Annotated in this window: 22 protein-coding genes; 5 read left to right on the top strand and 17 right to left on the bottom strand. The window is 71.2% G+C overall.

Going from position 1 to position 23,576, the window contains the following annotated elements:
* Positions 1–22: 22 nt before the first annotated feature.
* From ACWDR3_RS20020 to ACWDR3_RS20010, 3 genes are read right to left on the bottom strand one after another with little or no spacing between them, the layout of a single operon-like run.
* Complete coding sequence (locus ACWDR3_RS20020; protein WP_450353834.1) at positions 23–2,008, bottom strand: primary-amine oxidase; 1,986 nt, start codon at positions 2,006–2,008, stop codon at positions 23–25.
* Positions 2,005–3,669, bottom strand: coding sequence for a gamma-glutamyltransferase (locus ACWDR3_RS20015; RefSeq protein ID WP_450353833.1), 1,665 nt, complete (start codon positions 3,667–3,669; stop codon positions 2,005–2,007). The genes ACWDR3_RS20020 and ACWDR3_RS20015 overlap by 4 nt, the downstream gene beginning before the upstream one ends.
* On the bottom strand, positions 3,666–4,307 hold the full coding sequence (locus tag ACWDR3_RS20010; protein ID WP_450353832.1) for a cyclase family protein: 642 nt from the start codon (positions 4,305–4,307) through the stop codon (positions 3,666–3,668). Before ACWDR3_RS20010 ends, ACWDR3_RS20015 begins: the two co-directional genes overlap by 4 nt.
* Before the next feature lie 166 nt (positions 4,308–4,473).
* Between ACWDR3_RS20010 and ACWDR3_RS20005 the strand changes: the two genes are divergently transcribed.
* Entirely contained in the window at positions 4,474–5,211 is a 738-nt protein-coding gene (locus ACWDR3_RS20005) for a GntR family transcriptional regulator (protein WP_450353831.1), read from the top strand.
* 59 nt (positions 5,212–5,270) lie between these two features.
* Here the strand turns inward: ACWDR3_RS20005 and solA are convergent, their stop codons facing one another.
* The 12 genes from solA to ACWDR3_RS19945 form a co-directional block, all read right to left on the bottom strand.
* The gene (solA, locus tag ACWDR3_RS20000; protein WP_450353830.1) at positions 5,271–7,703 is read right to left on the bottom strand and encodes an N-methyl-L-tryptophan oxidase; all 2,433 of its coding nucleotides are present in this window, start codon (positions 7,701–7,703) and stop codon (positions 5,271–5,273) included.
* Positions 7,700–9,157 carry an aldehyde dehydrogenase family protein gene (locus tag ACWDR3_RS19995; RefSeq protein WP_450353829.1) on the bottom strand — a complete coding sequence of 486 codons (1,458 nt, stop codon included), beginning with the start codon at positions 9,155–9,157 and terminating at the stop codon, positions 7,700–7,702. Before ACWDR3_RS19995 ends, solA begins: the two co-directional genes overlap by 4 nt.
* Before the next feature lie 111 nt (positions 9,158–9,268).
* Positions 9,269–10,117 (bottom strand): creatininase family protein, encoded by an 849-nt coding sequence (locus ACWDR3_RS19990; RefSeq protein WP_450353828.1) that lies wholly within the window; start codon positions 10,115–10,117, stop codon positions 9,269–9,271.
* Between the two features lie 42 nt (positions 10,118–10,159).
* A complete protein-coding gene (locus tag ACWDR3_RS19985) occupies positions 10,160–10,609 on the bottom strand; it encodes a cytidine deaminase (protein ID WP_450353827.1) in 450 nt (149 codons plus the stop codon).
* Positions 10,606–11,370, bottom strand: coding sequence for an amidohydrolase family protein (locus ACWDR3_RS19980; RefSeq protein WP_450353826.1), 765 nt, complete (start codon positions 11,368–11,370; stop codon positions 10,606–10,608). Before ACWDR3_RS19980 ends, ACWDR3_RS19985 begins: the two co-directional genes overlap by 4 nt.
* A gap of 10 nt (positions 11,371–11,380) precedes the next feature.
* Complete coding sequence (locus tag ACWDR3_RS19975) at positions 11,381–12,355, bottom strand: ABC transporter ATP-binding protein (RefSeq protein WP_450353825.1); 975 nt, start codon at positions 12,353–12,355, stop codon at positions 11,381–11,383.
* Positions 12,352–13,377, bottom strand: a complete 1,026-nt coding sequence (locus ACWDR3_RS19970) for an ABC transporter ATP-binding protein (protein ID WP_450353824.1) — start codon at positions 13,375–13,377, stop codon at positions 12,352–12,354. The genes ACWDR3_RS19975 and ACWDR3_RS19970 overlap by 4 nt, the downstream gene beginning before the upstream one ends.
* 5 nt (positions 13,378–13,382) lie before the next feature.
* Positions 13,383–14,072 (bottom strand): alpha/beta hydrolase, encoded by a 690-nt coding sequence (locus ACWDR3_RS19965; RefSeq protein ID WP_450353823.1) that lies wholly within the window; start codon positions 14,070–14,072, stop codon positions 13,383–13,385.
* Positions 14,073–14,077: 5 nt separating this feature from the next.
* Positions 14,078–15,172 (bottom strand): ABC transporter permease, encoded by a 1,095-nt coding sequence (locus tag ACWDR3_RS19960; RefSeq protein ID WP_450353822.1) that lies wholly within the window; start codon positions 15,170–15,172, stop codon positions 14,078–14,080.
* Positions 15,169–16,005 (bottom strand): ABC transporter permease, encoded by an 837-nt coding sequence (locus tag ACWDR3_RS19955; RefSeq protein ID WP_450353821.1) that lies wholly within the window; start codon positions 16,003–16,005, stop codon positions 15,169–15,171. The genes ACWDR3_RS19960 and ACWDR3_RS19955 overlap by 4 nt, the downstream gene beginning before the upstream one ends.
* A gap of 160 nt (positions 16,006–16,165) precedes the next feature.
* Positions 16,166–17,806, bottom strand: a complete 1,641-nt coding sequence (locus ACWDR3_RS19950; RefSeq protein WP_450353820.1) for an ABC transporter substrate-binding protein — start codon at positions 17,804–17,806, stop codon at positions 16,166–16,168.
* A gap of 231 nt (positions 17,807–18,037) precedes the next feature.
* A complete protein-coding gene (locus tag ACWDR3_RS19945) occupies positions 18,038–18,439 on the bottom strand; it encodes a hypothetical protein (protein ID WP_450353819.1) in 402 nt (133 codons plus the stop codon).
* A gap of 134 nt (positions 18,440–18,573) precedes the next feature.
* On the opposite strand from ACWDR3_RS19945, the gene ACWDR3_RS19940 reads away from it, so the two are divergent.
* Both ACWDR3_RS19940 and ACWDR3_RS19935 read left to right on the top strand, forming a co-directional pair.
* Entirely contained in the window at positions 18,574–19,509 is a 936-nt protein-coding gene (locus ACWDR3_RS19940) for a MerR family transcriptional regulator (protein WP_450353818.1), read from the top strand.
* A complete protein-coding gene (locus ACWDR3_RS19935; RefSeq protein WP_450353817.1) occupies positions 19,509–20,075 on the top strand; it encodes a GNAT family N-acetyltransferase in 567 nt (188 codons plus the stop codon). Before ACWDR3_RS19940 ends, ACWDR3_RS19935 begins: the two co-directional genes overlap by 1 nt.
* A 37-nt stretch (positions 20,076–20,112) precedes the next feature.
* Here the strand turns inward: ACWDR3_RS19935 and ACWDR3_RS19930 are convergent, their stop codons facing one another.
* Together ACWDR3_RS19930 and ACWDR3_RS19925 are read right to left on the bottom strand one after the other, a co-directional pair.
* Positions 20,113–20,613 (bottom strand): cysteine dioxygenase, encoded by a 501-nt coding sequence (locus ACWDR3_RS19930; RefSeq protein ID WP_401724631.1) that lies wholly within the window; start codon positions 20,611–20,613, stop codon positions 20,113–20,115.
* The gene (locus ACWDR3_RS19925; RefSeq protein WP_450353816.1) at positions 20,610–21,497 is read right to left on the bottom strand and encodes an amidohydrolase family protein; all 888 of its coding nucleotides are present in this window, start codon (positions 21,495–21,497) and stop codon (positions 20,610–20,612) included. Before ACWDR3_RS19925 ends, ACWDR3_RS19930 begins: the two co-directional genes overlap by 4 nt.
* 169 nt (positions 21,498–21,666) lie before the next feature.
* On the opposite strand from ACWDR3_RS19925, the gene ACWDR3_RS19920 reads away from it, so the two are divergent.
* Positions 21,667–22,671 (top strand): LacI family DNA-binding transcriptional regulator, encoded by a 1,005-nt coding sequence (locus ACWDR3_RS19920; RefSeq protein ID WP_401724626.1) that lies wholly within the window; start codon positions 21,667–21,669, stop codon positions 22,669–22,671.
* 124 nt (positions 22,672–22,795) lie between these two features.
* A complete protein-coding gene (locus ACWDR3_RS19915; RefSeq protein ID WP_450353815.1) occupies positions 22,796–23,575 on the top strand; it encodes an alpha/beta fold hydrolase in 780 nt (259 codons plus the stop codon).
* The last annotated feature ends 1 nt before the right edge of the window (position 23,576 follow it).

The following is a 23,576-nucleotide window of genomic DNA, read 5'->3' as shown; positions in this document are numbered from 1 at the left end:
TGATGAAGATGACGGGGCGCGGTCAGCCGCAGCAGTGGTCCGGCGCTGTGGGGTTCGGCGCCGCGGGGTTCGGCGTGTGGCAGGAGTCGGGACCGGGCGTGTGGCAAGAGATGGGGGCGGGCACGTCCAGGGCCGGGTTGCGGTCGAAGAAGCCGTCGGGTTCCAGCCGTAGCCGCGCCTTGGCGACCGGCATCACCGGCCACTCCTCGGGGCGCGGGAAGTGGTGCGAGCCGACGGTGGCCCACAGGACGAGATCCGTGCCGTCCAACGACCGGTTCTCCTCCTGCCACTTGTGCACGCCGTCGGCGCCGGGCTCCGCCTGGTTGGGGTACTCGCCGGCCACGAAGCGGCGCTCGGGATCGTAGGCGGTCGCCCACAACTGCCGTCCCACGAACGGCGCGCGGCGGGCGCAGACGCTGTCTGCGCGTACCGGCAGCACGGCCGTGTTCTCCACGTGCAGGCGGTATGCGGTCGGTTCGCCCATGCGGTTGCGGGCCTCGGTGTTCTCCACCCGCCAGTGCAGAGCGCGCGAGGGGTCGGTGCGCAGGGCGGCCTCGGACTCGGTGCGGATTGGCCGCAGCACGGTCCGGGCGGCGTTGCCGTACGGGTCGAGCGCCGGGTCGGGCTCGTGCTCGGCGGTGACCTCGACGAGCCGGTTGGTCGGACCGTCCACCGCCATGTCCAGCCGTACGGCGAAGTGGTGTTGGTGGTTGGTGACCGCCACGTTCGGCGCGACGCGCCGCGCGTACGGCGTCTCCTCGTCCTCGGTGACCCCCGTCGCGGACAGGATGCCGGTCATCTTGATCTCCAGCGCCACCGAACCGTCCTGGTACAGCGACCAGTAGAAGCCGTAGTCGTAGTTGGCGACGGTGGCGAACGCGGAGATGATCAGGCGGCGGGAGCGGCGCACCTCGGTGCGGCCGGTGCGGCCGTCGTGGTGCTTCCAGAGGATGCCGTCGTCCTCCTCGTGCAGGCAGATCGCGTTCGGGATGAGCCGGGGCACTCCGTCGCCGCCGAGCACCGCCGCGTCGAAGTACTGGATGACACCGAGGCAATCGCAGCCCAGCGCAAGGGAGTTGGTGAGCGGTCCGGCGCCGTACTCGCCCCAGTCGAAGAAGTTCTTGCGGTACTGGGTGGACGCGGTGTCGAAGTACGGCACGTACATCTCGTTGACCGCAGCGCGGCGCAGCACCTGCCGGGGTCCCTTCCCGGCCGCGTCGAAGGTCAGGTCGTGCAGCACCAGGCCCTCGCGATGGGTGAAGCCGATCCGCAGCGACCAGCCCTGCCAGTCGATGCGCCGACCGGTGACGGAGAAACTCGGCCCGTCCGGCTGCACCACCTCCAGCGGCCGGAGGCCCGCCCGCTCGGACACGGTCCCGGCGGCGAAGACCCCGGACTCCTCCGACAGCGGGACCACCCCGTGGTCCTCGACGTACAGGACCTCCATCGACTCCATGTCGATGAGCGGCACCACCCCCTGCACGGGCCGGGCATAGCCGTTGTCGTCCTCGGACGTGCGGTGCCAGACGCTGCCCCAGGTCAGGCGGCGGCCCGCGTACTCGGGCGGCTCGAACCCGCCGATCGACTCCGGGTCCACCATCACCAGCGACACGTCGTGGATGCCCCGCAGCGCCAGCGCCTCGCGGAAGCGCGGGTCCGCCCGGCAAGCGGCGGCGGCCTGCCGGGCCTCCTCCGACGAGCAGCCCGGACTGCGCACGTCCAGCTCACGCCAGGCCGTGGACTGCGGCTTCTCGCCGAGCTCGACATCGACCTCGTAGGCGTTCCGTACGGAGGGGCAGAGCACCACGGCCCGCGCCCGCCGCGCGTCCTCCGGACCTGCCACGCGCGCGTGGTGCTCGTCGAGGGCCACACCCCAGAACCGGGCGTCCTCGGTGACCCGGGAATCGGCGCGCAACACGCGCACAGCGAGGGCGAGTTCGTCGACCGTCAGCGGATCGAGCGGGTGCGGTGCGACGGCGGGTACGGGTTCGGGGGCGAGCGTGCTCATACGTGCTTCCCTTCCGGGGCGGTGCGGGTGGTACGGGATGCCGAGTCGGGGGCCGCGCGGTCATGGCGGGTGTCAACGGACGGGCGCGGACGATCACTTGCGTCCGTCGGCGGGTGACCTGTGCCGTGGCGTACGACTCCGCCGTCGGCTCGCGGGTCGGAGGCGCCGTCGAGTCGCCCGTCGCGGGTCAGCCGGACGACCTGGGTGTGACCGGCCAGGTCGGTGGGTCCGGTGGTGACGACGACCGGAACTCCCGTAAGCAGTACGGGTGTTGTGGCCGGGACCGAGCCCGGCTCGGCCAGCAGCGTCTGCTCCTCCTGACCGATGTCGCGCGCTCCGACCACCCACCGGGGACGGTCGAGCACGGCGACGGGATCCGCCGCCGGGTCCACGAGAAGAGGCAAGGTCTGGGCGAGGATCTGCGGCTGGGCCCGCCCGCCCTGACAGCCGGCCGCGAGCAGCAGTTCGGCGGAGGCGCCGATGACGGGGCAGAGGGTGTGGGGCGGACGCGCGCCCGGTCGGAGCACGCCGGGATGGCCGGGCGTGAGGCTGAACGCCGAGCCACGGTTGTGCAGGACGATCCCGGTGCCCGGATCGCACAGACCGGAACCGAAGGTCTGGTAGACGCTCTGGATGAGAGACACGGCCAGCCCCGAGGAGTCCACGGCGGTGATCGCGACGGTGTCGCCCGAGGGCCGGAACGTCGGCTTCGGAGGCAGCGCGCCCGCCAGGGGCGCCGGATCGAGGAGTCCTTCTACGTCGATGAGGGCACCCTGCGGGTCGCCGAGCAGTCGGTCCCGAGCCGCCCCGGCGTCCTGGCAGCGTGCGGCCAGCAGCCGGGTGCGCTCCGGTTCCGACCGGCCGACGGCTGCCGTGAGTAGCGACGGGAGGATCACGCCCTGGCTGGGCGGGGGAGCGGTCCACCAGCGGGTGCCCGCGAGTTCCAGCGTCAACGGCTCGGCGAATTCGGCCTGGTGGGCCGCGAGGTCGGCGGAAGTGAGGGGGCTGCCGACGCGGCGCAGGCCGTCCGCGAGGGCGTCGGCGATCGCTCCTCGGTAGAAGGACGCAGGATCCTCGGCGAGGTGCCGTAGAACCTCGGCCAGTCGTGGCTGCGGGAGCGGGTCACCCTCGCCGAGCGGGCGGCCGTCGGCCCCGGTCAGCAGCGCGGACAGGCCTGGGTCGGCCGCGATCTGCGCGGCACGTTCGCGGACGGCGCGGGCCAGTCCGGGCGCGACCGTGGCGCCCTCCTCGGCGAGCGCGGCGGCGTTCCGCAGCGCGGCGGACAGTGCGCCTGGAGTGCCGTACGCCTCCGCGAGCGCGGTCCAGCCCGCGACCGTTCCGGGCACGGTCACGGTCTGCGGGCCCTGGGCGGGCATGCGCGAGTCGGCCGCGCGCAACGCCTCGACGTCGACGGCGAGCGCGGCCGCCCCGGCCGATATCACCGCTCGGACCGTGCCGCCCGGTGCGTGCACAAGGGCGATCAAGTCACCACCGAGGGAACACTGGTGTGGGTAGACCACCGTCAGCGCGGCAGCCGCGGCCAGTGCCGCGTCAACGGCGTTCCCACCGCGCAGGGCTGCCTGCCGGGCGGCGTGCAGCGCGGCGGGATGCGGGGCGGCCAGGATCAGCGCGGGACTGTCCGTAGGTCTGCCGCTCGTCACGTCTCGTCCCGGGGCAGGAGCAGCGTGCGCGAGGGCGCGGCCTCGGCCCCCTGCAGTGGAATCGGCAGCGAGAGCATGTCGTAGACACCCGCCGGGGTGTGGAGGAGGTCGACCACTTCGAGGATCAACACATCGGCGGAGCAGAGGAGTTGGTGGGTCTCCCAGTGGGTGGTGTAGGCGACGGCCTCGATGCTCAGGTAGTCGATGCCGGCGGTGCGCACCCCGGCCTCGATGAGCCGCTCGGCGCCGTCCGGAGCCAGGCCGACCCACTCCCGCGCCTTCCACGGACTGCGCAGCACGCCCGCGGAGTTGCTGGTGCGCAGCAGCACCCGCTCCTCGGTGCCGAGCCCGGCCGCGTCGAGGTCGGCGGCGGTGATCTGATCCTTGACGTGGGTGAGGTCGAGCACGCGGGCGGTGCCGTTGAGGGCGGTCAGGTCGAGCCGGTCGACCGTCTTGCCACCGTCCACGAAGTGGGCCGGAGCGTCGATGTGCGTGCCCGTGTGCGCGCCGATCCGCCAGCGGCTGACGTTGGAAGGGTCGCCCGCGGTGCGCGACTCGACGACCTCCACCTCGGGACGGCGGCCCCAGTGCAGCATGCCGGGGTGGATGGGGACGGAGACGTCGATCGCTTTGCTCACGTCAAGATTCATCAAAGCTCCCAGATCGATCAAAGCCGGTATTGGATGCGGTTACTCTTGGAATGGATCCAATATCTACGGGCCGAGCGCACTGTCCCCGACGTGGCAGACTGCTCCACCTCCGCGCGGCCCCCGTCAGCCCCCGAGAAGGGTGAGACCCACTCCGATGACGCCCCAGACAGACGAAGGCGCCCTCGTCGACGACATCGCGGCCCGTATCCGTACGCGGATCATGAACGGGGAGCTCCCGATCGGGAAACCGCTGCGCCAGGCGGCGCTGGCCGCCGAGTTCGGTGTGAGCCGGACGCCGGTGCGCGAGGCGCTCCGCCAGTTGCAGCACGGTGGACTGATCGAGATGCAGCCGCATCGCGGCGCGGTGGTCCGGGTGCCCACTCCGTGGGAGGTGCGGCAGGCCTACGAGGTGCGCGCCGAGTTGGAGGGCCTGGCCGCGCGGCGCGCCGCCTCCCGCATCACCGAGCGCCAGCTGGCCGAACTGCGCCGCCACAACGACGTGTTGCACGCGGCACTGGAGGGCACGGCCACCGGAGCGATGCACGCGGTGCGGGAAGGCATGGTCACCGACGCGCCGGGCGGCCCGCTCGCCACCACCGAGGCCAACGACTGCTTCCACACCGTGGTGTGCGAGGCGGCCGACAACCCCTGGCTGCGCCGGATGATCGACCGGATCAACGAGAGCTTCCCCCGCAACGTCTCCTCGATGGCTCTCGCGGGCGACGAACGCCACCGGCAGCTGAATGTCCGTCAGCACGACGCCGTGGTCGACGCGTTGACCGCGCGGGACGCCGACCGGGCACAGGAGGCGATGCGCGAGCACGTCATCAGCTCCGGTGAGCATCTGACGGCCTGGTACGAGCGGCGCTCGCAGATCGTCTTCCACGGCTGAGCGGGCCGCGTCCCGCGCGATATCGTCACGCCCGACTCTGTCCTGCTCGGCGGCGGCCCTCACCGGGCACCACCGGGGACCAGCCGCGCCGGCGACAGGAAGGCCAGGTCCGGCCGGGGCACCCCGCACACCAGGTCGGCCAGCGCGGCCCCGATCGCCGGACCGAACTTGAAGCCGTGCCCCGAACACGCCGAAGCCATGACAGCCTGCGGTACCCCGGGCACCTCCCCGACGAGGAATCGCCGATCGGCGGTCATCGTGTACAGGCACGTCAGACTCTCGGTCACCGGACCCGCGCCGGGCAGCACCTGGGCCACCGCCCTTGCCAGCAGCCCGAGTTCCTCCTCGGTCGCCGGAGGCCGGGCGGACTCCGGATCCCAGTCCGGACCGGAGTCCAGCCCTGCCTTCAGTCCACGACCGTCGACGGCCGGGAACCCGTAGAGCAGCCCCTCCGGCAGATCCACCGAGAAGCTGCCCAGCCCGGAGCGCCCCAGCGGCCCGCCCGGATCGGCGGCGAAGTAGGCGTTCACGATCCGAGTGGTCGTGAGATGCGGTGCCAGTGAAGGGACTTGGTACGGCATCCACGGCCCGGCACACAGCACCAGGCGCCGGGCACGCACTTCGCCATCCGCGGTGTGTACGACGATCCCGTCGCCGTCCGGCTTCCAGTCGATGACCGGCGTACGGTCCACGATCCGGGCCCCGGCCCGTTCGGCGAGCCTGAGTTGTGTCCGTAGGGTCTCGTGGGCGTCGATGATCCCGGCCCGAGGGTCGTGCACGGCGCTGAATCCCTCGGGCAGCCGGAGCCCGGGGAAGATCTCGGCGGCCTTTTCGAGCCCCACCTGCCGGCAGCCCGGGCCACGCAACGGATCGGGCCGATCGCTCGGCGCCGCGTACAACCCGCCGGTGACATCGACGAGTCGGGCGCTTGCCGCGTCCTCCAACTCCGTCCACGCGAGGTAGGCGGTGTCCACCAGATCGTCCCAGTCGGGGTGCGGATACGCTCGGCGGATCATGCGGGTCGCGCCGTGCGAGGAACCGAGGGTGTGGCCGATCGAGAACTGCTCCAACCCCAGTACGTCCAGGCCGCGCTCGGCCAGCTGCCGCAGGGCCGCGCTGCCGTGCACTCCGAGACCGACGACGATCGCGTCATGGCGCGGTGTCGGCCTTGTCGAGGTGGACGACTTGGCAGCCGGAGCGGCGGACGTCTTTCCGCGCCCTGTTGATCGAGTCGCACCGGCCGCGATCTCCGCCACGCCCTCCACCAGTGCGTCGAGATCCCGCTCGTCGGTATAGACATGCACCGATGCCCGTACCACCTTCTCCAGCCCGCGCGGATCCATGTCCCACCGCCCGTGATCGGCCGGTACGGCGACCAAGTGCACGCGCCTGAGAGCGAGTTGGCGTTGCACCTCGCCGGCGTCGAGGCCGGCGACCACGAAGGTGACGATCGCGCCGCCGGACGCCGGGGGATCGGTGACCCGTACGCCCGGCAGTGCGGCGAGACGTACGCGCAGGGTCGAGGCCAGTGCTGCCAGGTACGGGAAGACGGCGTGCGGGTCGAGTGCGTGCAGGTCGGCCAGGGCCGAGCCCAGACCCAGGCGCAGTGCGTGGGCCGCTTCCCACAGCTCGAACCGCCGTGCGTCCGGGGCCAGTTCCCAGGTCCGCTCCGCCGTCCAGCGCGCGCCGCGCACGTCGGGTGCCTGCGGGGCGAGTCGTTCCAGCAGGGGACGGCGTACGGCCAGCAGGCCGGTGCCGCGCGGGGCGCGGAGGAACTTGCGGCCGGTGCCGATCAGCAGATCGCAGCCGATGGCAGCCATGTCGACGGGCAGTTGGCCCAGTGACTGGGTGGCGTCGAGCAGGAAGGGGACGCCGTGGGCGCCGGTCAACGCGCCGATCGCGGCGGCCGGTTCGACCAGGCCGGAGGAGGTCGGCACATGCGCGGCGGTCACCAGGGCGGCCGGTCCCGCGCGCAGCGCCGCCTCCAGGGCGTCGAGGTCGGTGGCGCCGTCGGGGCCGCTCGGCAGCACCTCGACGCGGACGCCGCTGTCGCGTTCGGCGGACAGCAGGTGCAGGGCGCTGCTGACGTAACTGGAACGGGCGGCCAGCACGCGGTCGCCGGGCCGCAGCCGCAGCGCCGTCACCACGCGCTGCCAGCCCGCGGTGGCGCTCTCGACGAGGGCGACCTCGTCCGCTTCCACGCCGAGCAGTCGGGCGGTGCGGGTGTAGACCGCGGCCAGGTCGTCGGCGGCGAACTTGGCGGCCTCGTAACCGCCTTGGAGGCTTTCGGCGCGCAGATGGTGGATGACCGCCTCGACGGTGTCGGTGGCGAGTAGGGCGGCGCCCGCGGCGTTGAAGTGGTGGCCGGTGGCGCAGCCGGGGGTGCGGGCGCGCTGGGCGGCGACATCGAAGGAAGGAGCGGGAGTTGGCGCGGTCGGGGAGGCCGGGTCCGGGTGGGAGGCGGCCGTCCCGGTGGTCACGGAGGCGCTCACAGCGCGATCGTGACGCTCTTGAGCTCGGTGAACCCGTCGACGGCCGCGTCGCCGAGGTCCCTGCCCAGTCCGGACTGCTTGATGCCGCCGAAGGCCACGGCGGGGTCGAACTCGTTGTAGGTGTTGACCCACACAGTGCCCGCCGCCAGCGCGGACGCCGTGCGGTGCGCGCGGCTCAGGCTGGTGGTCCACACGCCCGCGGCGAGCCCGTAGTCGCTGTCGTTGGCCAGCGTGATCGCCTCCTCCTCGGTGTCGAAGGGCAGCACGGCGGCGACGGGCCCGAAGATCTCCTCCCGGGCGATCCGCATGTCGGGTGTGACTTCCGTGAAGACGGTCGGCGGCACGAACCAGCCAGGACCGGGCAGTGGTTCGCCGCCCACGGCCACCTGCGCGCCCTCGGCGCGGCCGAGTTCGACGTAGCCGGTCACGCGGTCGAACTGCTCCTGGGAGACGAGCGGCCCGATGTTGATCTCACCGCTGAGCCCGGGCCCGATCCGCAGGGCCTCCACGGCCGGCACCAGTCGCTCCAGGAACTCCTTGAGGACCGAGCGCTGCACCAGCAGCCTGCTCCCGGCGGTGCACATCTGCCCGGAGTGCCCGAACACCGCGCGCACGGCCATGGGTACGGCGGCGTCGAGATCCGCGTCGTCGAAGACGATGTTGGCCGACTTGCCGCCGAGTTCGAGGGTGAGCCGCTTGATGGAGGGTGCGGCGGCGGCCATGATCATGCGCCCGACGTCGGTGGACCCCGTGAACGAGACCTTGGCGACGGCCGGATGCCCGACCAGCTCCGCCCCTGTACGCCCGTCGCCGGTGAGCACGTTGACGACACCCTCCGGCACGCCCGCTTCCAGGCAGAGCGCGGCCAGGCGCAGTGCGGTGAGCGGGGTCTGCTCGGCGGGTTTGACCACGACCGTGCAGCCCGCCGCGAGGGCCGGCGCGAGCTTCCAGGCGGCGATCATGAAGGGGAAGTTCCACGGCAGTACGGCCGCGACCACACCGACCGGCTCGCGCACGCTGTAGACGTGCCGGTCGGGACCGGCCGCGTGCACGGTGCCCGTCAGCCGGGTGGGCGTGCCCGCGAAGTGGCGTATCGCTTGCAGCCCCAACTCCACGTCACCGCGGGCCCGTTCGATCGCCTTGCCGTTGTCCAGGGTCTCCAGGACGGCCAGTTCCTCGGCGTCCCGCTCCACCAGATCCGCGAGGCGCAGCAGTACGTCGCGCCGTTGCCGTGGCGGCAGTGTCCGCCAGCGCCCGTCGCGGTGTGCGGCGGAGGCGGCGGTCACTGCGGCGTCCACGTCGGAGGCGTCGGCCTGGGTGACGGTGGTGAGGAGGTCCCCGGTGGCGGGGTCGAGCACCGGGATCCGCTGCGTCGAGGTCCCCTTGGTCCAGTCGCCGCCGATGAGCATGGGCTCGTGCTCCGGCAGACGGGGGAGGGTGGTGCTGGGGTCCAAGGTGTACTCCTTGTCGGTCGTGCCGCGACCGGGTAGGGGCGGGGCCGGTGTGGGGGAGCCGGGGCGTCGGCCTCAGTGCGAGGTCGGTGTGCCGGAGCGGTGGCCCCCGGGTCAGGTCGGTGCGCCGGGACGGTGGACCGCGCTCGGCCAGGGCTCGCGGACGGCCGCCGAGACCGCGCGGGCGGTGGTCAGCACACAGCGGTCGAACTCCGCCTGTCCGTGCTTGGCGTCGGCCTCGGTCACGTCCCGACCCCACACGCCGGTCTCGCTGACCTGGTCCATCCGGTAGTCCCAGAAGGAGTCGACGTCGACATGCGAGGTCGCCAGATCCATCCGCACCAGCTCGGGGGCCAGGTGCAGCATCACGGAGGTCTCGAAGTAGTTGGCGTGCATCAGCGCACGGCCGTAGGTGACATGCCCGTCGACCTCAGGACCCGGGTACATCGTCACGTACCCCAACGCCCGCACCCGTGCGTCCCGGTGACGCACCCTCAGTTTCTCGGCCGACACGTCCAGTGCGCCGTTGTTCCAGATGTGCCCGTTGAGCAGCACGAACTGCCGTACCCCGCAGGCGTACAGCGAGTCGATGACGTCCTCCACGACGGCGATCAGCGTCTCCGGGCGGAGCGCCACCGTGCCGGCGAAGTCCCCGTGCGAGGCGGACACGCCGAAGCTGAGGGGTGGCAGGACCGGGACGCCGGTGAGTGCGGAGACGCCCAGGGCGACGGCCTCGCAGATGCGGGTGTCCACCGCGAGCGGCAGGTGGGGGCCGTGCTGTTCGGTGGCGCCCACCGGGATGATGACGGCGTCCTGGCCGGCGACCGTGGACTCCGCCTCCTGCCAGGTGAGTTCCTCCCAGGGGCGCGGTGTTCCGGTCCCGCCGAGCTGCGCGGCGAGTCCGCGCACGTCAAGCGCGGTGGGGACGGCCGGGCCGGCCGGCCCGCTGATGACGGACGACATGTCACTCCTCACGTCGATGCACTACATCGGTCTCGGGGCTCGTCACCACCGGCGTCGGCTCTTCTCCGGCAGCAGGTCCAGGGCACGCATCGGCACGGGCCGGTCGTCCTCGACGGTCGTGATCCACACGGTCGCGTCGGGGCAGTAGTCGCTGATCAGCTCGCGGCACACCCCGCACGGGGCGATGATCCGGAACCGTCCGGCGGGCTTGATCTGCACGGACACCACCGAGGTCACGTCCAATGGCACATCGGACGGGAGCGCGCCCCGCGCGGTCCCCAGGGCGACCCCCTCCGCGCAGATCGAACTGCGTCGGCAGGAGCCCTCCACGTGAACACCGGTGTGGATCCGGCCGTCGGCGGTGCGCAGCGCGGTCGCGACCTCGTGCCGGTCCGGCCGCCAGACCCGGTCGAGCAACTCCTGTGCCACGGAGAGCAGTTCGGCGTCGGCACCGCTCATCTCCGGCGGGGCGGCCACGGGCGCGGTCGTCATGCCGTCAGCCCCAGCAGACGGGCCATGTTGCCGCCCTCGATCAAGGCCCGGTCCTTCTCGTCCTCGACCGCCTTCGCGATCTTCATGCGCTCCAGATCGAAGTCCGAGCCGGGCCACTCGCTGCCCATCAGGATCTGCCCCGGACCGAGCCGCGCGTACGCCCGCTTGACGTCGCTCATCAGCGTCGCCGATGTCTCCAGGTAGATGTGCGGCCGCCGTTCGGCCACGATGATCGCCTCGGGCACGTTCCACACCGCGCCCATGTGCGCGATGATCGTCGGCACGTCGGGGTGGTCCCGGGCGATCTCCTCGATGGCCAGCGGCGCGCAGAACGCATCGTCGAGCGCGTTGACCAGCACCAGCAACCCCCGCCGCGCACAGGCCTCGAACACCGGGTCCAGGAGCCCGTGATCGGCCACGTGATAGCCGTGCAGGCTCGGATGCAGCTTCAGCCCGACCAGCCCCGCGTCCGCGATCCGCTCGATCTCCTCGATCACGTCGTCGGCCTGCGGCAGCACCTGCCCGAAGCCGAAGAACCGGTCGGGGTAGGCGGCGACCAGGGTGGCGATGAAGTCGTTCTCGATCCGCTGGGCCAGCGAGCACACCATCGCCATGTCCACCCCGGCCGCGTCCATCCGGTCGAGGATGCGCCGCGGTTCGAAGGGTTTGTACGGCGGTGGTGCCTCGCCCTTGCGGGCGCCGGTGAGGTAGTCCGAGCGACCGCGGACGTCCTGCGTGGTGTTGTAGGCGTCGATGATCAAGGCACGTTCCTCACTTGCTGGGCAACAGGGGCAGATGGCAGCGCACGCTGCGTCCGGGCGCGATCTCGCGCAGCTCGGGGCGGCGGGCACGGCACTCGTCGGTGGCGAACGGGCAGCGGGTACGGAACAGACAGCCCTCCGGCGGATCCGCGGGGTCGGGCAACTCGCCCTCCAGCGGCTGCTGTTCACGGGCCGGGCCCGGGCGCAGTACGGGCACGCTGGCCAGCAGCGCCTGGCTGTAGGGGTGAGCGGGCCCGGCGAAGAACTCGTCGCGCGAGGCGACTTCGATGATCTGGCCCAGGTACATCACGGCCACCCGGTCGGCGATGTTCCGCACCACCCCGAGGTCGTGGGAGATGAACAGCATCGTCAGACCCCGGTCGCGCACCAGGTCCGACAGCAGGTTCAGCACCTGCGCCTGGATGGACACGTCCAGCGCGGACACGGCCTCGTCCGCCACCACGAACTGCGGCGAGGAGGCCAACGCCCGTGCGATGCCGATGCGTTGGCGCTGCCCGCCGGAGAACTCGTGCGGCTTGCGGTCGCCGGCCTCGGCTCCGAGACCGACCAGGTCGAGCAGCTCGGCGACCGCCCGGTCCGCCTCCGCACGCGAGGCGCCCCGTGAGCGCAGCAGCGGCTCGGCGACGATGTCGGCGATCCGGCGCCGCGGGTTGAGCGAACCGAACGGGTCCTGGAACACCATCTGGAGCTCTGCCCGCGTCCTCCGCAGCCGTCGCCCGCGCAACCGCGTCAGGTCCGCGCCGAGGAACTCGATCCGTCCCGCCGAGGGCTCCACCACCCGCAACAGGGCCCGCCCCAGCGTCGACTTGCCGCACCCCGACTCGCCGACAAGCCCGAGCGTCTCACCACGGGCGATGTCGAGATCGACGTCCCGCAGCGCCCGCACCCGACCGCCGGCCCGCGCGGGATACTCCACGCGCAGTCCACGCGCGCTCAGCAGCACGTCGCCCATCCGGTCACTCATTCGGCACCCCTCGCCGAGCGGACCACGTCGGGCAGCACGCAAGCGTCCAGATGGCCCACGCCACCGTGCCGCCGACGCAACTCCGGTCGTTCACCGCACGCTTCATGGACGAACGCGCAACGCGGCGCGAACCCACAGCCGTCCGGCCGCTCGACCCCGCTCGGCGGGCTGCCCGCGATCGCCGGCAGCCGTTCCGGCACCGGTCCATCCAGCGGTGGCACAGACCCCAACAAGCCCTTTGTGTAAGGGTGTTGCGGACTGAACAGCACCTCGTCCCGCGTGCCCTGCTCCACGATCCGGCCCGCGTACATCACCGCCACCCGGTCGGCCACCTCGGCGACGACCCCGAGGTCGTGGGTGATCAGCAGCACCGACGTGCCGTGCTCCCGCTGGACCCGTTTCAGCAGCGCCAGCACCTGCGCCTGGATGGTGACGTCGAGCGCGGTGGTCGGCTCGTCGGCGATCAGGACGGCCGGATCGTTGGCCAGGCCCATCGCGATCATCACGCGTTGCCGCATCCCGCCGGAGAGTTGATGCGGATAGGCGCGGGAGGCCCGCTCCGGGCCCGCGATGCCCACCTCGCCGAGCAGTTCGACGGCACGGCTCGCCGCCGTGGCGCGCGGGACGTCGGCATGCGCCCGGATCGTCTCGGCGACCTGCGCGCCCGCCCGGTGCAGCGGGTTGAGTGCGGCGAGCGCGTCCTGGAAGACGACCGCGATCTCCTTGCCGCGCACCTTGCGCAGCTCCCGCTCGGACGCGCCCACCAACTCCCGTCCCCGGAAGGCGACCGAGCCGCTGACATGCGTACGCGGGCCGCGGTTGAGCCCCACCAGGCTCATCGACAGGGCGGACTTGCCGGACCCCGACTCGCCCACGAGCGCGAGGATCTCGCCTTTGCGCAGCGTCAGATCCACGCCGTCCACCGCGGGCAGCCGGCCCGTGGGCACGTCGAAGTGCACGCGCAGTTCACGGACTTCGAGCACCGACTCCGCCTCGACCCGCGTGGCTCGGCTCTCCAGCATCGACGTCATACCGCGCCGCCGACGGCCAGGGCGGCGGTGTGGATCAGATCGGCGACCCGCTCCGGCCACACCAGCGTGGTGTAGTGACTGCCCGGCACATGCTCCACGGTCGCCTTCATCCGTGCCGCCATGTCGTTCTGGATCTCCGGCCGCAGTGTCCGGTCGTCGTCAGCGACCAGGTACCAGCTCGGCAGCGTCCGCCAGGCCGGCACACCGGTGGCCTCGGTGAAGATCAGGTTCTCGGCCCGCCGCCCCTCCGCCTCGACGATCTCCCGCTGCTCGGCCGACAGGTCCGGGCCGATCTCCGCCCAGAACTCCGGACCGGTCTCCGACTTCCAGTCGCCGTTCGGGCCGCGCCGCATGTACTTGGAGATCTCGGCGGGCTCGTACCGTTCCACGATCCGGTTGACCGTCTCGCCCTCGTCGGGCCCGAACGCGGCGATGTAGACCAGCCCTTGGACCCGTGGATCGCGCCCCACGTTCGTGATGACCGCACCGCCGTAGGAGTGCCCGGCCATCAGCACCGGCCCCTCGGTCTCGTCCAGTACGGACGCGGTGTTGGCGATGTCGTCCGTGAGGGAGGTCATCGGATTGGTGACCGTGAACAGCCGATGGCCGAGGGCGGTCAGCAGCGGCTGCACCGCCGACCAGGTCGTGGGCCGTCCGCCCGCGCCGTGGACCAGCACGATGTCCATCCCGATCATCCTTTCCGTATCCGCGGATCGAGGACCGTGTAGAGCAGGTCCACCGCGTGGTTGACGAGCGTGAACAGCAGGGCGATGGCGAGCGCGGCGCCCTGCACCACCGGGTAGTCGCGCTGCAGCACGCCCTGCACGAGCAGCCGGCCGACACCGGGATAGGAGAAGACCGTCTCGGTGATGACCGAACCGCCGAGCAGCGAGCCGAACTGCAGCCCCAGCACGGTGACGATCGGCAGCCACGCGTTGCGCAGCACGTGCCGGCGGACCACCACGCCCTCCGACAGGCCTTTCATCCGGGCGGTGCGCACGAAGTCGTCGTCGAGCACTTCCAGTACGGAGGCGCGCACGATCCGGGTGATGAAGCCGGCCATCGACAGCGCGAGGGTGACGGCGGGCAGGATCAGATGCTGGATCCATGGCCAGACCAGCTCGGGCCGGTCCTGGAGGATCGCGTCCAGCAGCACGAAGTTGGTGGTGGGGGTGTAGTCGAGGGAACTGGGCAGCCGCCCGAGCACCGGGAGCCAGCGCAGCCACACGCCGAACACCACGATGCCCAGCACGCCCAGCGCGAACCACGGCAGCGAGAAGCTGACGGTGGCCACGGCCCGGGTCGAGGTGTCGACCCAACTCCCCTTGCGCAGCGCGGCGATGACCCCGCTGAGCACACCGATCAGCACGGCGACGGTCATCGCCGCGAGGGTCAGCTCGACGGTGGCGGGGAGGGCGTCACCGAGCAGCCCGAGCACGCTGTTGGAGCCGTAGAAGGAGGTGCCCAGGCGCAGATGCACCAGGTCGTCGAGGAAATGGCCGTACTGCGTCAGCAGCGGCTGATCGAGGCCGAGCGCCTTGGTGACGCGTTCCTGGTTGATGTCGAACTGCTGGGCGGAGGTGGAGTTTCCGCCCGCCGCGAGCGAGGTCGCGGGGGAGCCCGGCAGCAGACGTACGGCCAGGAAGACGAGCGAGGAGAGCGCGAACAGGACGACCGGGATCACGGCGAGCCGGCGCAGGAACACCCACACCGACCCCGACAGCCACCTCGGGCGCGACAGCCTGGGCAGCCGCGGGCGTACGACCGTGCTCGTCCCGGCGCTCATGCCGTGCCCCGCGGGTCGAGGGCGTCGCGCAGGTCGTCGCCGACGAAGTTGCAGGCGACGACGAACAGCAGCGTGAACAGGGCGGGCAGGACCACCAGTCGGGGCGCCGAGAAGAGGAACTCCTGGCCCGCCTGCACCATGTAGCCCCAGTCGGGCGTCGGCGGCTGGATGCCGAGCCCCAGATAGGACAGTCCGGCCGCGAACCCGGCCGCGATGGACAGCGTCATGACGACCTGTGCGAGCAGCGGACCGCCGATGTTCGGGAGCAGTTCGCGGACGAGGATGCGGGGGACGCCGGTGCCGCCGATCCGGGCGGCGACGACGTAGTCGCGGGCGGCCTCGCGGGCGGTGAGCGCCCTCGCCAGCCGGGCGAGCCCCGGCGCGAGCGAGATGCCGATGCCGAAGACCAGACTGACCGTGCCCGGGCCGGCGGCGGCCACCAGCAGGATCACGAGCAGGATGGACGGGAAGGCGAGCGCCAGATCGACCAGCCGCATCAGCACCTGCTCGACGATCCCGCCCGCATACCCGGCCACCAGACCGATCAGCGTGCCGACCCCGGCGGCCAGCGCGGTCGCCGCGAACGACACCAGCAGCAGCGGCCGGGCCCCGTGCACCAGCCGGGCCAGCTCGTCGCGGCCCAGGTCGTCGGTCCCCAGCGGATGCCCCGCCGCACCGGGCGACAGCAGCGCCGAGGACGTCTGCCGCAGCGGATCGGCCGATACGAGGAGAGGCCCGACGAGCGCGACGAGGGTCAGCCCGATCAGCAGCAGCCAGGACAGCATGGCGGGCCAGGACCGGGCCAGCTTCCGCCCGCGCAGCGACCGGATCACGCTCCGGCCCGCAGCGCGTGAGGACGGGACGGGCGACGCCCCCACGAGAGGCGCCGCACCACCGGCCGTATCGCCTGCGGAGCCGGTCGTATTGCCTGCAGAGCCGGTCGTATCGTCTGCCGTGCCACCCGCCGCGACGGCGTCCGCCGCGGCCCGGGTGTCAGACACTGGCTTTCTCCATGTAGCAGCGGTGGTTGGCCAGCGCGTCGGTGTTCATGCCCTTCACGCGTGAGCCGCTGACGACCAGGTTGCTGAAGCAGGCCAGCATCGACAGGACCATGTACTCCTCGGCCCAGGTGCGCTGGATCCTCGTATAGGCGGCCGTGCGCTTCTTGGTGTCGGTGAGGTTCTTGGCCTCGTACAGGTCGTCGGCGAGCGAGGTCGCGCCCGCGAGGGTGTCCATGCCGGAGAGCTTGGAGCCGTAGATGCTGGTGGGGCTGGCCATGGCGCCGACCATGTCGTCGGGGTCGGGCACGTAGGTATTGCGTTCCCAGATCATCAGGTCGTGGTAGTCGTCGTCCTTGTCGAGCAGCCGGCTGAAGTAGGTGGCCGGGTCGACGGAGGTGGTGGCGACCTTGAAGCCGACGTCGGTGAGGTTCTGGGCGATGATCTGGGCCGCCTTGGGGTGCCACGAGTCACTGGCCGCCATGAGCCGGATCGTGCGACCGCTGGCGCCGGCCTCGGCGACGAGTCTCTTGGCCTGCGCGGTGTCCTGGGTGCTGAGGTCGGCGAGCGCGGTGTCGTAGCCGGCCTGGGCGGGCGGGATGGCGTAGCCCTTGGGTTCCGCGCCGACGCCGTAGAAGGCCTGCTGGAGGATGGCCTTGCGGTTGATGGCGAGGTTGATGGCCTTGCGCACCTTGAGTTCGGGGATGCGGCGGGCGTCGATCATCATGATCGCGTCGGCGTTCTGCGGGGTGTCGTACACCTTCACGGAGGTGTCCTTGCGCAGCTGCGAGACAGCGGAGTACGGCGCGAACTGCGTCGCGGAGACATCACCACTGAGCAGCGAACTGACGATCGTGGACGGGTCCTGGACCTGGCGCAGCACCAGCCGGTCGATGGGTGGCTTGCCGAGCCGGAAACCGTCGAAGGCCTTGAGCGTGATGGACTGCCCCGAGGCGGCGGTGGAGAACGCGAACGGCCCGGTGCCTACGAGGTGTTTGCCGATGTCGGCGCCGTACTTGTCCAGCGCGGCCTTCGAGATGACCCGCCCGCCGATGTCCGACAGCTTGCCGAGCACGGTTCGGTCGGGCTTCTTCAGGACCATCTTCACGGTCAGGTCGTCGGGCGCGGTGAGCGAGTCGACGTTGGCACCGAGACTGGCGAGCGGCCGGGTGGCGCCCTTGGGCAGCGTCTTGTCGTCGGGGTCGAACTGCCGCCCCAGGCTGGCCAGTACGTCGGCCGAGGTCAGCGTGGTGCCGTCGTGGAACTTCACGCCCTCGCGCAGGGTGAAGGTGTACGTCAGCCGGTCGTCCGACAGCGTCCAGCTCTTCGCCAGGTCGGGAGTCGGCTCGTTGGTCTCGAAGGAGATGAACGTCAGACCGCGACAGATGCAGTCGACGGCCATCCAGTCGCCCAACGACGTATAGAAGGCAGGGTCGTTGACGGCGCTGGTCGCATCGATGGCCAGCGTGAGCGTGCCGCCCTTGCCACCGGCCTGCGCGTCGTCGGCCGCGGCACCGCAGGCGCTGAGCAGGGCGGGCAACCCGAACCCCACGCCCACCCCGAGCAGGCTCGCCCCCCGGAGCATCGTCCGGCGCGATACCGCCTGCGAGGGCGATCCAGGTGATTGGTCGGGCATGGGAGCCTCCTCGGGCACCGAACCTGAAAGTGGATTTAATCTGCGCTGGATTGGATCCAAAATCATGCTCAGTGGTCCCGGATTCCCCCTCATGTCCCGCGAGTTAAAGCCGTGTGAACGGGGTGACGGGGGCGTGGAGGGTGCCGGGTGGCAGGGTGAGGCCTCTGAACAGGCCAGAGCGGGTGGCCTGTTCAGGCCACCCGCCCTGTCGTGCGTTCCGCGTCGGTCGCCTCAGCTTGTTCCTTGTCTTCCGTCCGCGTCGTAGGGCGGGGACGGAAGGTCCCAGACGGCATCTGACCGCTTGACGATCTTTCGAAGTTCGCGGGCGCTTCGTGGCGATAGGGCCTGCATCACGGTGTCGAGGAGGGCTCGGGCTTCGAGAGGGCTGCCGCAGCAGTACCAGTGGACATTGCCCCGCTCGAAGTCCTGCCACAGATCGCGCTCGGGCTGGTGGACGTAGTCCTTCCACAGGCCCACAGCCGCGCTGACGTCGCCTGGCTGCAGATAGTTGCGGGTGTGCTCGAGCCGGATGATCTCGGACAGCGCACGCGAAGACAGGCCGTCGATGACTGGACTCGCACCCGTCGTCCCGTGGGCGCCGGCACGGATCTGTCCTGGCCGTCTACGCGGCATGGACCTTTCGGTTCGTCGTCATGCGGTACATCGTGCCACGGTCTCGAACGGCGTTTCGAGCGGATTCGCCGGATCCGGGGAGGCGTAGGGCGCAGACTTGAGTCTCCCGCAGGGGGAGACGGGAGGGTGGGGTCATGGACGGCGGCACCCTCTATTCGATCGGTGAACTGGCCCGGCGCACTGGGCTGACGGTCAAGACGATCCGGTTCTATTCCGATCGCGGCATCGTGACGCCTGCCGACCGCACTCACACCGGCTACCGGCGCTACGCCCCGGAGGCCGTCGCTCGCCTTGCGTTCGTGCGGACACTTCGAGAACTGGGGCTCGGCCTCGACACGATCCGGCAAGTCGTGGATCAAGAACTCACGCTCGGTGAAGTCGCCGCGGAGCACGCCGCCGCACTGGACGTACAGATCAGCATCCTGCGTCTGCGACGGGCGGTGCTGACGGCCGCCGCCGAACGCGAGCCCACCCCCGAGGAGATGGAACTCATGCACCAGCTGGCCACGCTGTCCGAAGCCGAACGCCGACGCCTGATCGACGACTTCCTCGACAGCGTCTTCGGCGGCCCGCGCAGCGACTCCCGCCTTGCCGGAGCTCGGCGCTCCATGACACCCGAACTGCCCGACAACCCAACAGACGAGCAGGTCAGCGCGTGGGTGGAGCTGGCCGAGCTCTCACTGAACCCGGACTTCCGCGCCAGTGTGCGGCGTCTGACCGAAGACCATGTGACCGGCCTGCCCGACGGCGCCCCCACCCGACCGCGCCCGGACATCGTCGCCTTCACTCGCGATCTCGTCGGACCAGCCGTGGCGTCCCGCATCAGCCCGGATTCGCCCCAGGCCGATCCGGTCGTCGCGGCGCTGACCGCTCAATGCGCGCTCGTCCACGGCCGCCCCGACGACCTCACACCGTACGGGTGGCTGCTGCGCCGTCTGGAAGCCGCGAGCGATCCACGCAGGGACCGCTACCTCCAACTGCTCGCACTGATCAACGGCTGGCCGGCGCCGGACCGCCTCGCCCCGCTGATCGACTGGTCCGTCACAGCTCTGCGCACACGGGCGGCGTGATGACGCAACAGCCCCAAAGCCCCACACCGTCAGCCTCGGCCCTCATCCTGCGTCCTTGGAGCCTGGCGGATGCCGCCGAGCTCGTTGAGCTGTATCGCGATGACGTCCTGCGCCGTTGGACGAGCTCGGCTGTGAACGACGAGGCGAGCGCGGCGCGGTGGATACAGGAGCAGCAACGGGGAAGGGAGACGGGGGAGCGTTTCGGATTCGCCGTCGTGGAATCCCAAGCCACCGGTCATGAGGAGCAGTTGGCGGGGCACGTGGTCCTCAAGAACGTCACGCCGGGTGCTTCGTCCGCCGAGGTCGGCTACTGGACCGCGGCGCACGCGCGCGGCCGGGGTGTGGCGCCCAGAGCACTGCAGGCCCTCACGGACTGGGCCTTCACCGCCTTCCCCGGTGAAGGCGGTGAGGGACTGACGCGCCTTGAACTCGTGCACCAGTTGGACAACACGGCCTCATGCCGCGTCGCCCAGAAGAGCCGGTACGAACTGACCGCGCTCTTGCCTGCGGCCCCGCCGGCGTACCCCCTCGCCGGTCACGTGCACGTACGGACGCGTGAACTCTGACCGCTGCAGCGGGTGTTGGAGGCTCAGCCGCAGTTCCTCAGGCGGCCGGCGCGTCCAACGGCCGCAGTTCGTCCGCGTACGAGACGGAGATGCGGCGCATCAGCCCGTCCTCGGTGATGTCGTACTGGCCAAGACGCCACAGCGGCGGCGAGTACGCGTGGATGGACACCGCGTCGTCCGTCGCCCCGGTGAGGCGGTGGATGTGTTCCGGGCCGAAGCAGAAGGACTGGCCCGCGGGGACGGTGACGGACAGATGCGTGCCGCCGATGCGCGGGTTGGACTCGTTGAGCGCGCCCTGGACGACGCCGACGGCGCCGGAGGAGATGTCGTGGTCGTGCCACCCGGTGTCGTTCTGCCTGGTCCAGCAGAGCAGCCAGACGTCGACGTACTCGTCGCGGTACAGAGAGGCGTAGTGCCGCTGTTCGTCGGAGAACGCGACCTGCTCGCGCCACAGGTCAGGGCGCGCGGCGAGTTCGTCCACGAGCGCCTGGAGTTCGCGCTTGTCGAGTGAGCGGTCGGGCAGGGCGTCGTACGTCATCGGGTGGCTCCCTTCAGGAGGCGGGCGGGGTTGACGGTGCGCACGGCGTGGGCGGCGGCGTCCGCACCGAGGTCGGCGGGGGTGGCGTAGGGGCGGTCGCTGCCGGCGACGAGCACGTCGATGCCGACGGCCCGCACGAGCGCGTCCACCGCGCGCGTGCCGTACGACGAGGTCTCGTAGAACGCGTCGAAGTCCACCTCGCCGCGTCCGCCCCCGCGGGCTGCGAACCGTTCGCCGTGCAGCGGCGCCAGACCGGCGAGCGCGGCGAAACAGACACGCAGGCGCGGGTGACGTGCGCGGCCGAAGGCCCGGAAGGCGAACCAAGCCGCGTGCATCTGCTGGAGATAGGGGACCAGTGCGGCCCACCACGGGGGAGCGCCGGGCGTCGGCGGGGCGACTCCGGGGTGCACGAAGAGGGGCTTGTCGTGACGGGTGAGGACGTCCAGGAGCGGCGCGCAGTGCTGCCAGCCGGCCTCGTCCAGCAGTGCGGTGGCGGGGAGTTGGAGTCCCACGCAGCCGCGCCGGAGTTCGCGCTCGACCGCTTCCGGATCCGGCGTCGACAGGCAGACCGAGGCCCAGGCGCCGAACGGTGGCGGGAGCGCGAGGACGCCGTCGTGGAACGCCGTGAGCAGCGGCTCGGCCTCGGCGAGCGGCAGGTACTCGATGCCCAGCGCGCTCGAGAGCGACACCAGCGCCAGGTCGAGGCCGTCGGCGTCGGCCAGGCGGGTGCGGGTCGCGAGGTCGTGGTCCGCGGGGTCGACCTCGTACGGCGGCTCGCCCGTCAGGTGCAGGGTCCAGCCGTCGAGGTGCGGGGGTGTCGTGCGGGCGCGGAGCAGTTCGGTGAACTCGGGTGGCCAGAAGTGCTGGTGGACGTCGGTGGGCACGGGGCGGTCCTTGTGAGCGCGGCGTGAACGGGGCTCGGTCGATATCTAGTTAAGCGCTTCACTGATGCGGTTAAGTTAAGCGATTAACAAGAGTGTGTGTCAAGGGCACGAGTAGACGCGCGGGCGCGGCGGCCCGACCGGGCGGAACGGCCCCGGTAGGCTTCCGTACATGGCCAGGCCCGCAAAGCGCACCACCCTCCGGGAGGTGGCCGAGGCCACCGGTCTCTCCACCGCCGCCGTCTCCTATGCCCTGCGCGGCAAACAGGTCTCCAAGGAGACGGAGGAACGGGTCCGCAGGGCGGCCGCCGAACTCGGCTACGAGGCAGACCCCATCGCCCGCGCCCTGGCGAGCGGCCGCACCAGCATGGTCGGCGTGCTCGCGGGCGACCTCAGTGACCTGTGGCAGCAGCAGCTGATGGCCGCCATCGGCCGGGAACTGCTGGCCTGCGATCGCTACGCGCTGACCGTCGACGCGGGCGGCGACCCCCACCGCGAGTTGGCGCTCGCCAAGCAGTTGCGCGACCAGCGGGTCGACGCGCTGCTGGTGTCGCCGGTCGACCCCTCGGCCGAGGAGTGGGCCGCGCTGGCCGAGGCCCTTCCCGTGGTGGCCGTCGGCGACTCCCTCCAGAAGGCCCGCACGGCCGGGCAGGTCATCTTCGACAACCGCGCCGGCATCGACGCCGTCCTGGAGTACCTGCACGGACTCGGCCACCGCCGGGTCACCGTGCTGACCCCGACCCGCCCCAGCACCCCCGACCGGCCCGCCGACGTCTACGTCTCCGAAGCGGCCGAGCGCCTGGGCCTGCATACCGAACTCGTCCCCTGCCCCCAGGAGTTGGGCGAGGCGACGGCGGTGGCTCGCCGAGTGCTGGAGGGCCCGCGGCCCGCGACCGCCGTCTTCTGCTTCTCCGACTCCCTGGCCTACGGGGTCTACGCCGCCGCGGCCGAGGTCTCGCTGGAGGTCGGCCGTGACGTCTCTGTCGTCGGCTTCGACGACCACCCCGTGTCCCGCGTGCTGACCCCGCCGCTGACCACCGTCGGCTGGGGCCAGGCCGGCATCGCCGCGGAGGCGGCGCGGCTGACGGTCGCGGCGATCGAGGGGAAACGGGTGAGGCGGAAGCGGATCCTGTGCGCGCCGGTGATGAGCGAGCGGGGGTCGGCGGTGCGGATCTAGGCGACCCCGGTTGGCCCGCCCCGAATGACGCACGGTTGGATTGCGCGCGAAACGGATTCCGTGGACGGCCTCTTGTCGTGCCGCCACCGACTTCACCGCATCGCACCGCATCCAGGAGACACGCATGCCGCAGTTCGAAGTCGACGGCGCAGCCCTGACGTACGACGACGAAGGTCCCCGCGAGGGCGACGGTGTGCCCTTGGTGTTCGTGCACGGCTGGACGGCCGACCGGCATCGCTGGGACCACCAGTTCGCGCATTTCGCCGGGCAGCGGCGGGTCGTACGGCTGGACCTGCGCGGCCACGGCGAGAGCACGGGCGCGGGAGTGCGGACCGTGGCGGAGCTGGCGCGTGATGTCCTCGCCCTGCTCGACCACCTGGAGATCGACCGGTGCATCCTGATCGGCCACTCCATGGGCGGGATGATCGCCCAGACCATCACCCTGGACCACGCCGAGCGGGTCGAGCGCCTGGTGCTGGTCGACTCGATCAGCCGCATGACGTACAGCTGGGCCCGGGGCCTGCTGATGGGCGTGTCGACGCTCCTGCCCTTCAAACTGTTCGTCGCCACGAACATCCAGCGGGCCTTCGCCCCGGGCTACCCGCGCGAGGAGATCCGCAAGTACATCGCGGCCTCCGAGGCCACGCCCAAGGAGGTGGTGATGACGTTGTACGGCGCCATGCGCGCCTTCGACGTCCTCGACCGGCTGGGCGAGATCCAGGCGCCTACTCTCATCGTGCACGGCTACCACGACATCCAACTGCCGCTGTCGCAGATGCTCCGGATGGCCAAGGGCATCCCGGACGCGGTCGTCCGGATCATCGACGCAGGCCACGAACTGCCGGTGGAGAAGCCCGCGGAGCTGACCGCCGCACTCGACGCCTTCCTCGCCGACCGGGTCTGAG

Source organism: Streptomyces sp. NPDC001002 (assembly GCF_053599215.1).
Note: the sequence above shows the minus strand (reverse complement) of the source record. Positions and strands in the feature narration are given on the sequence as shown.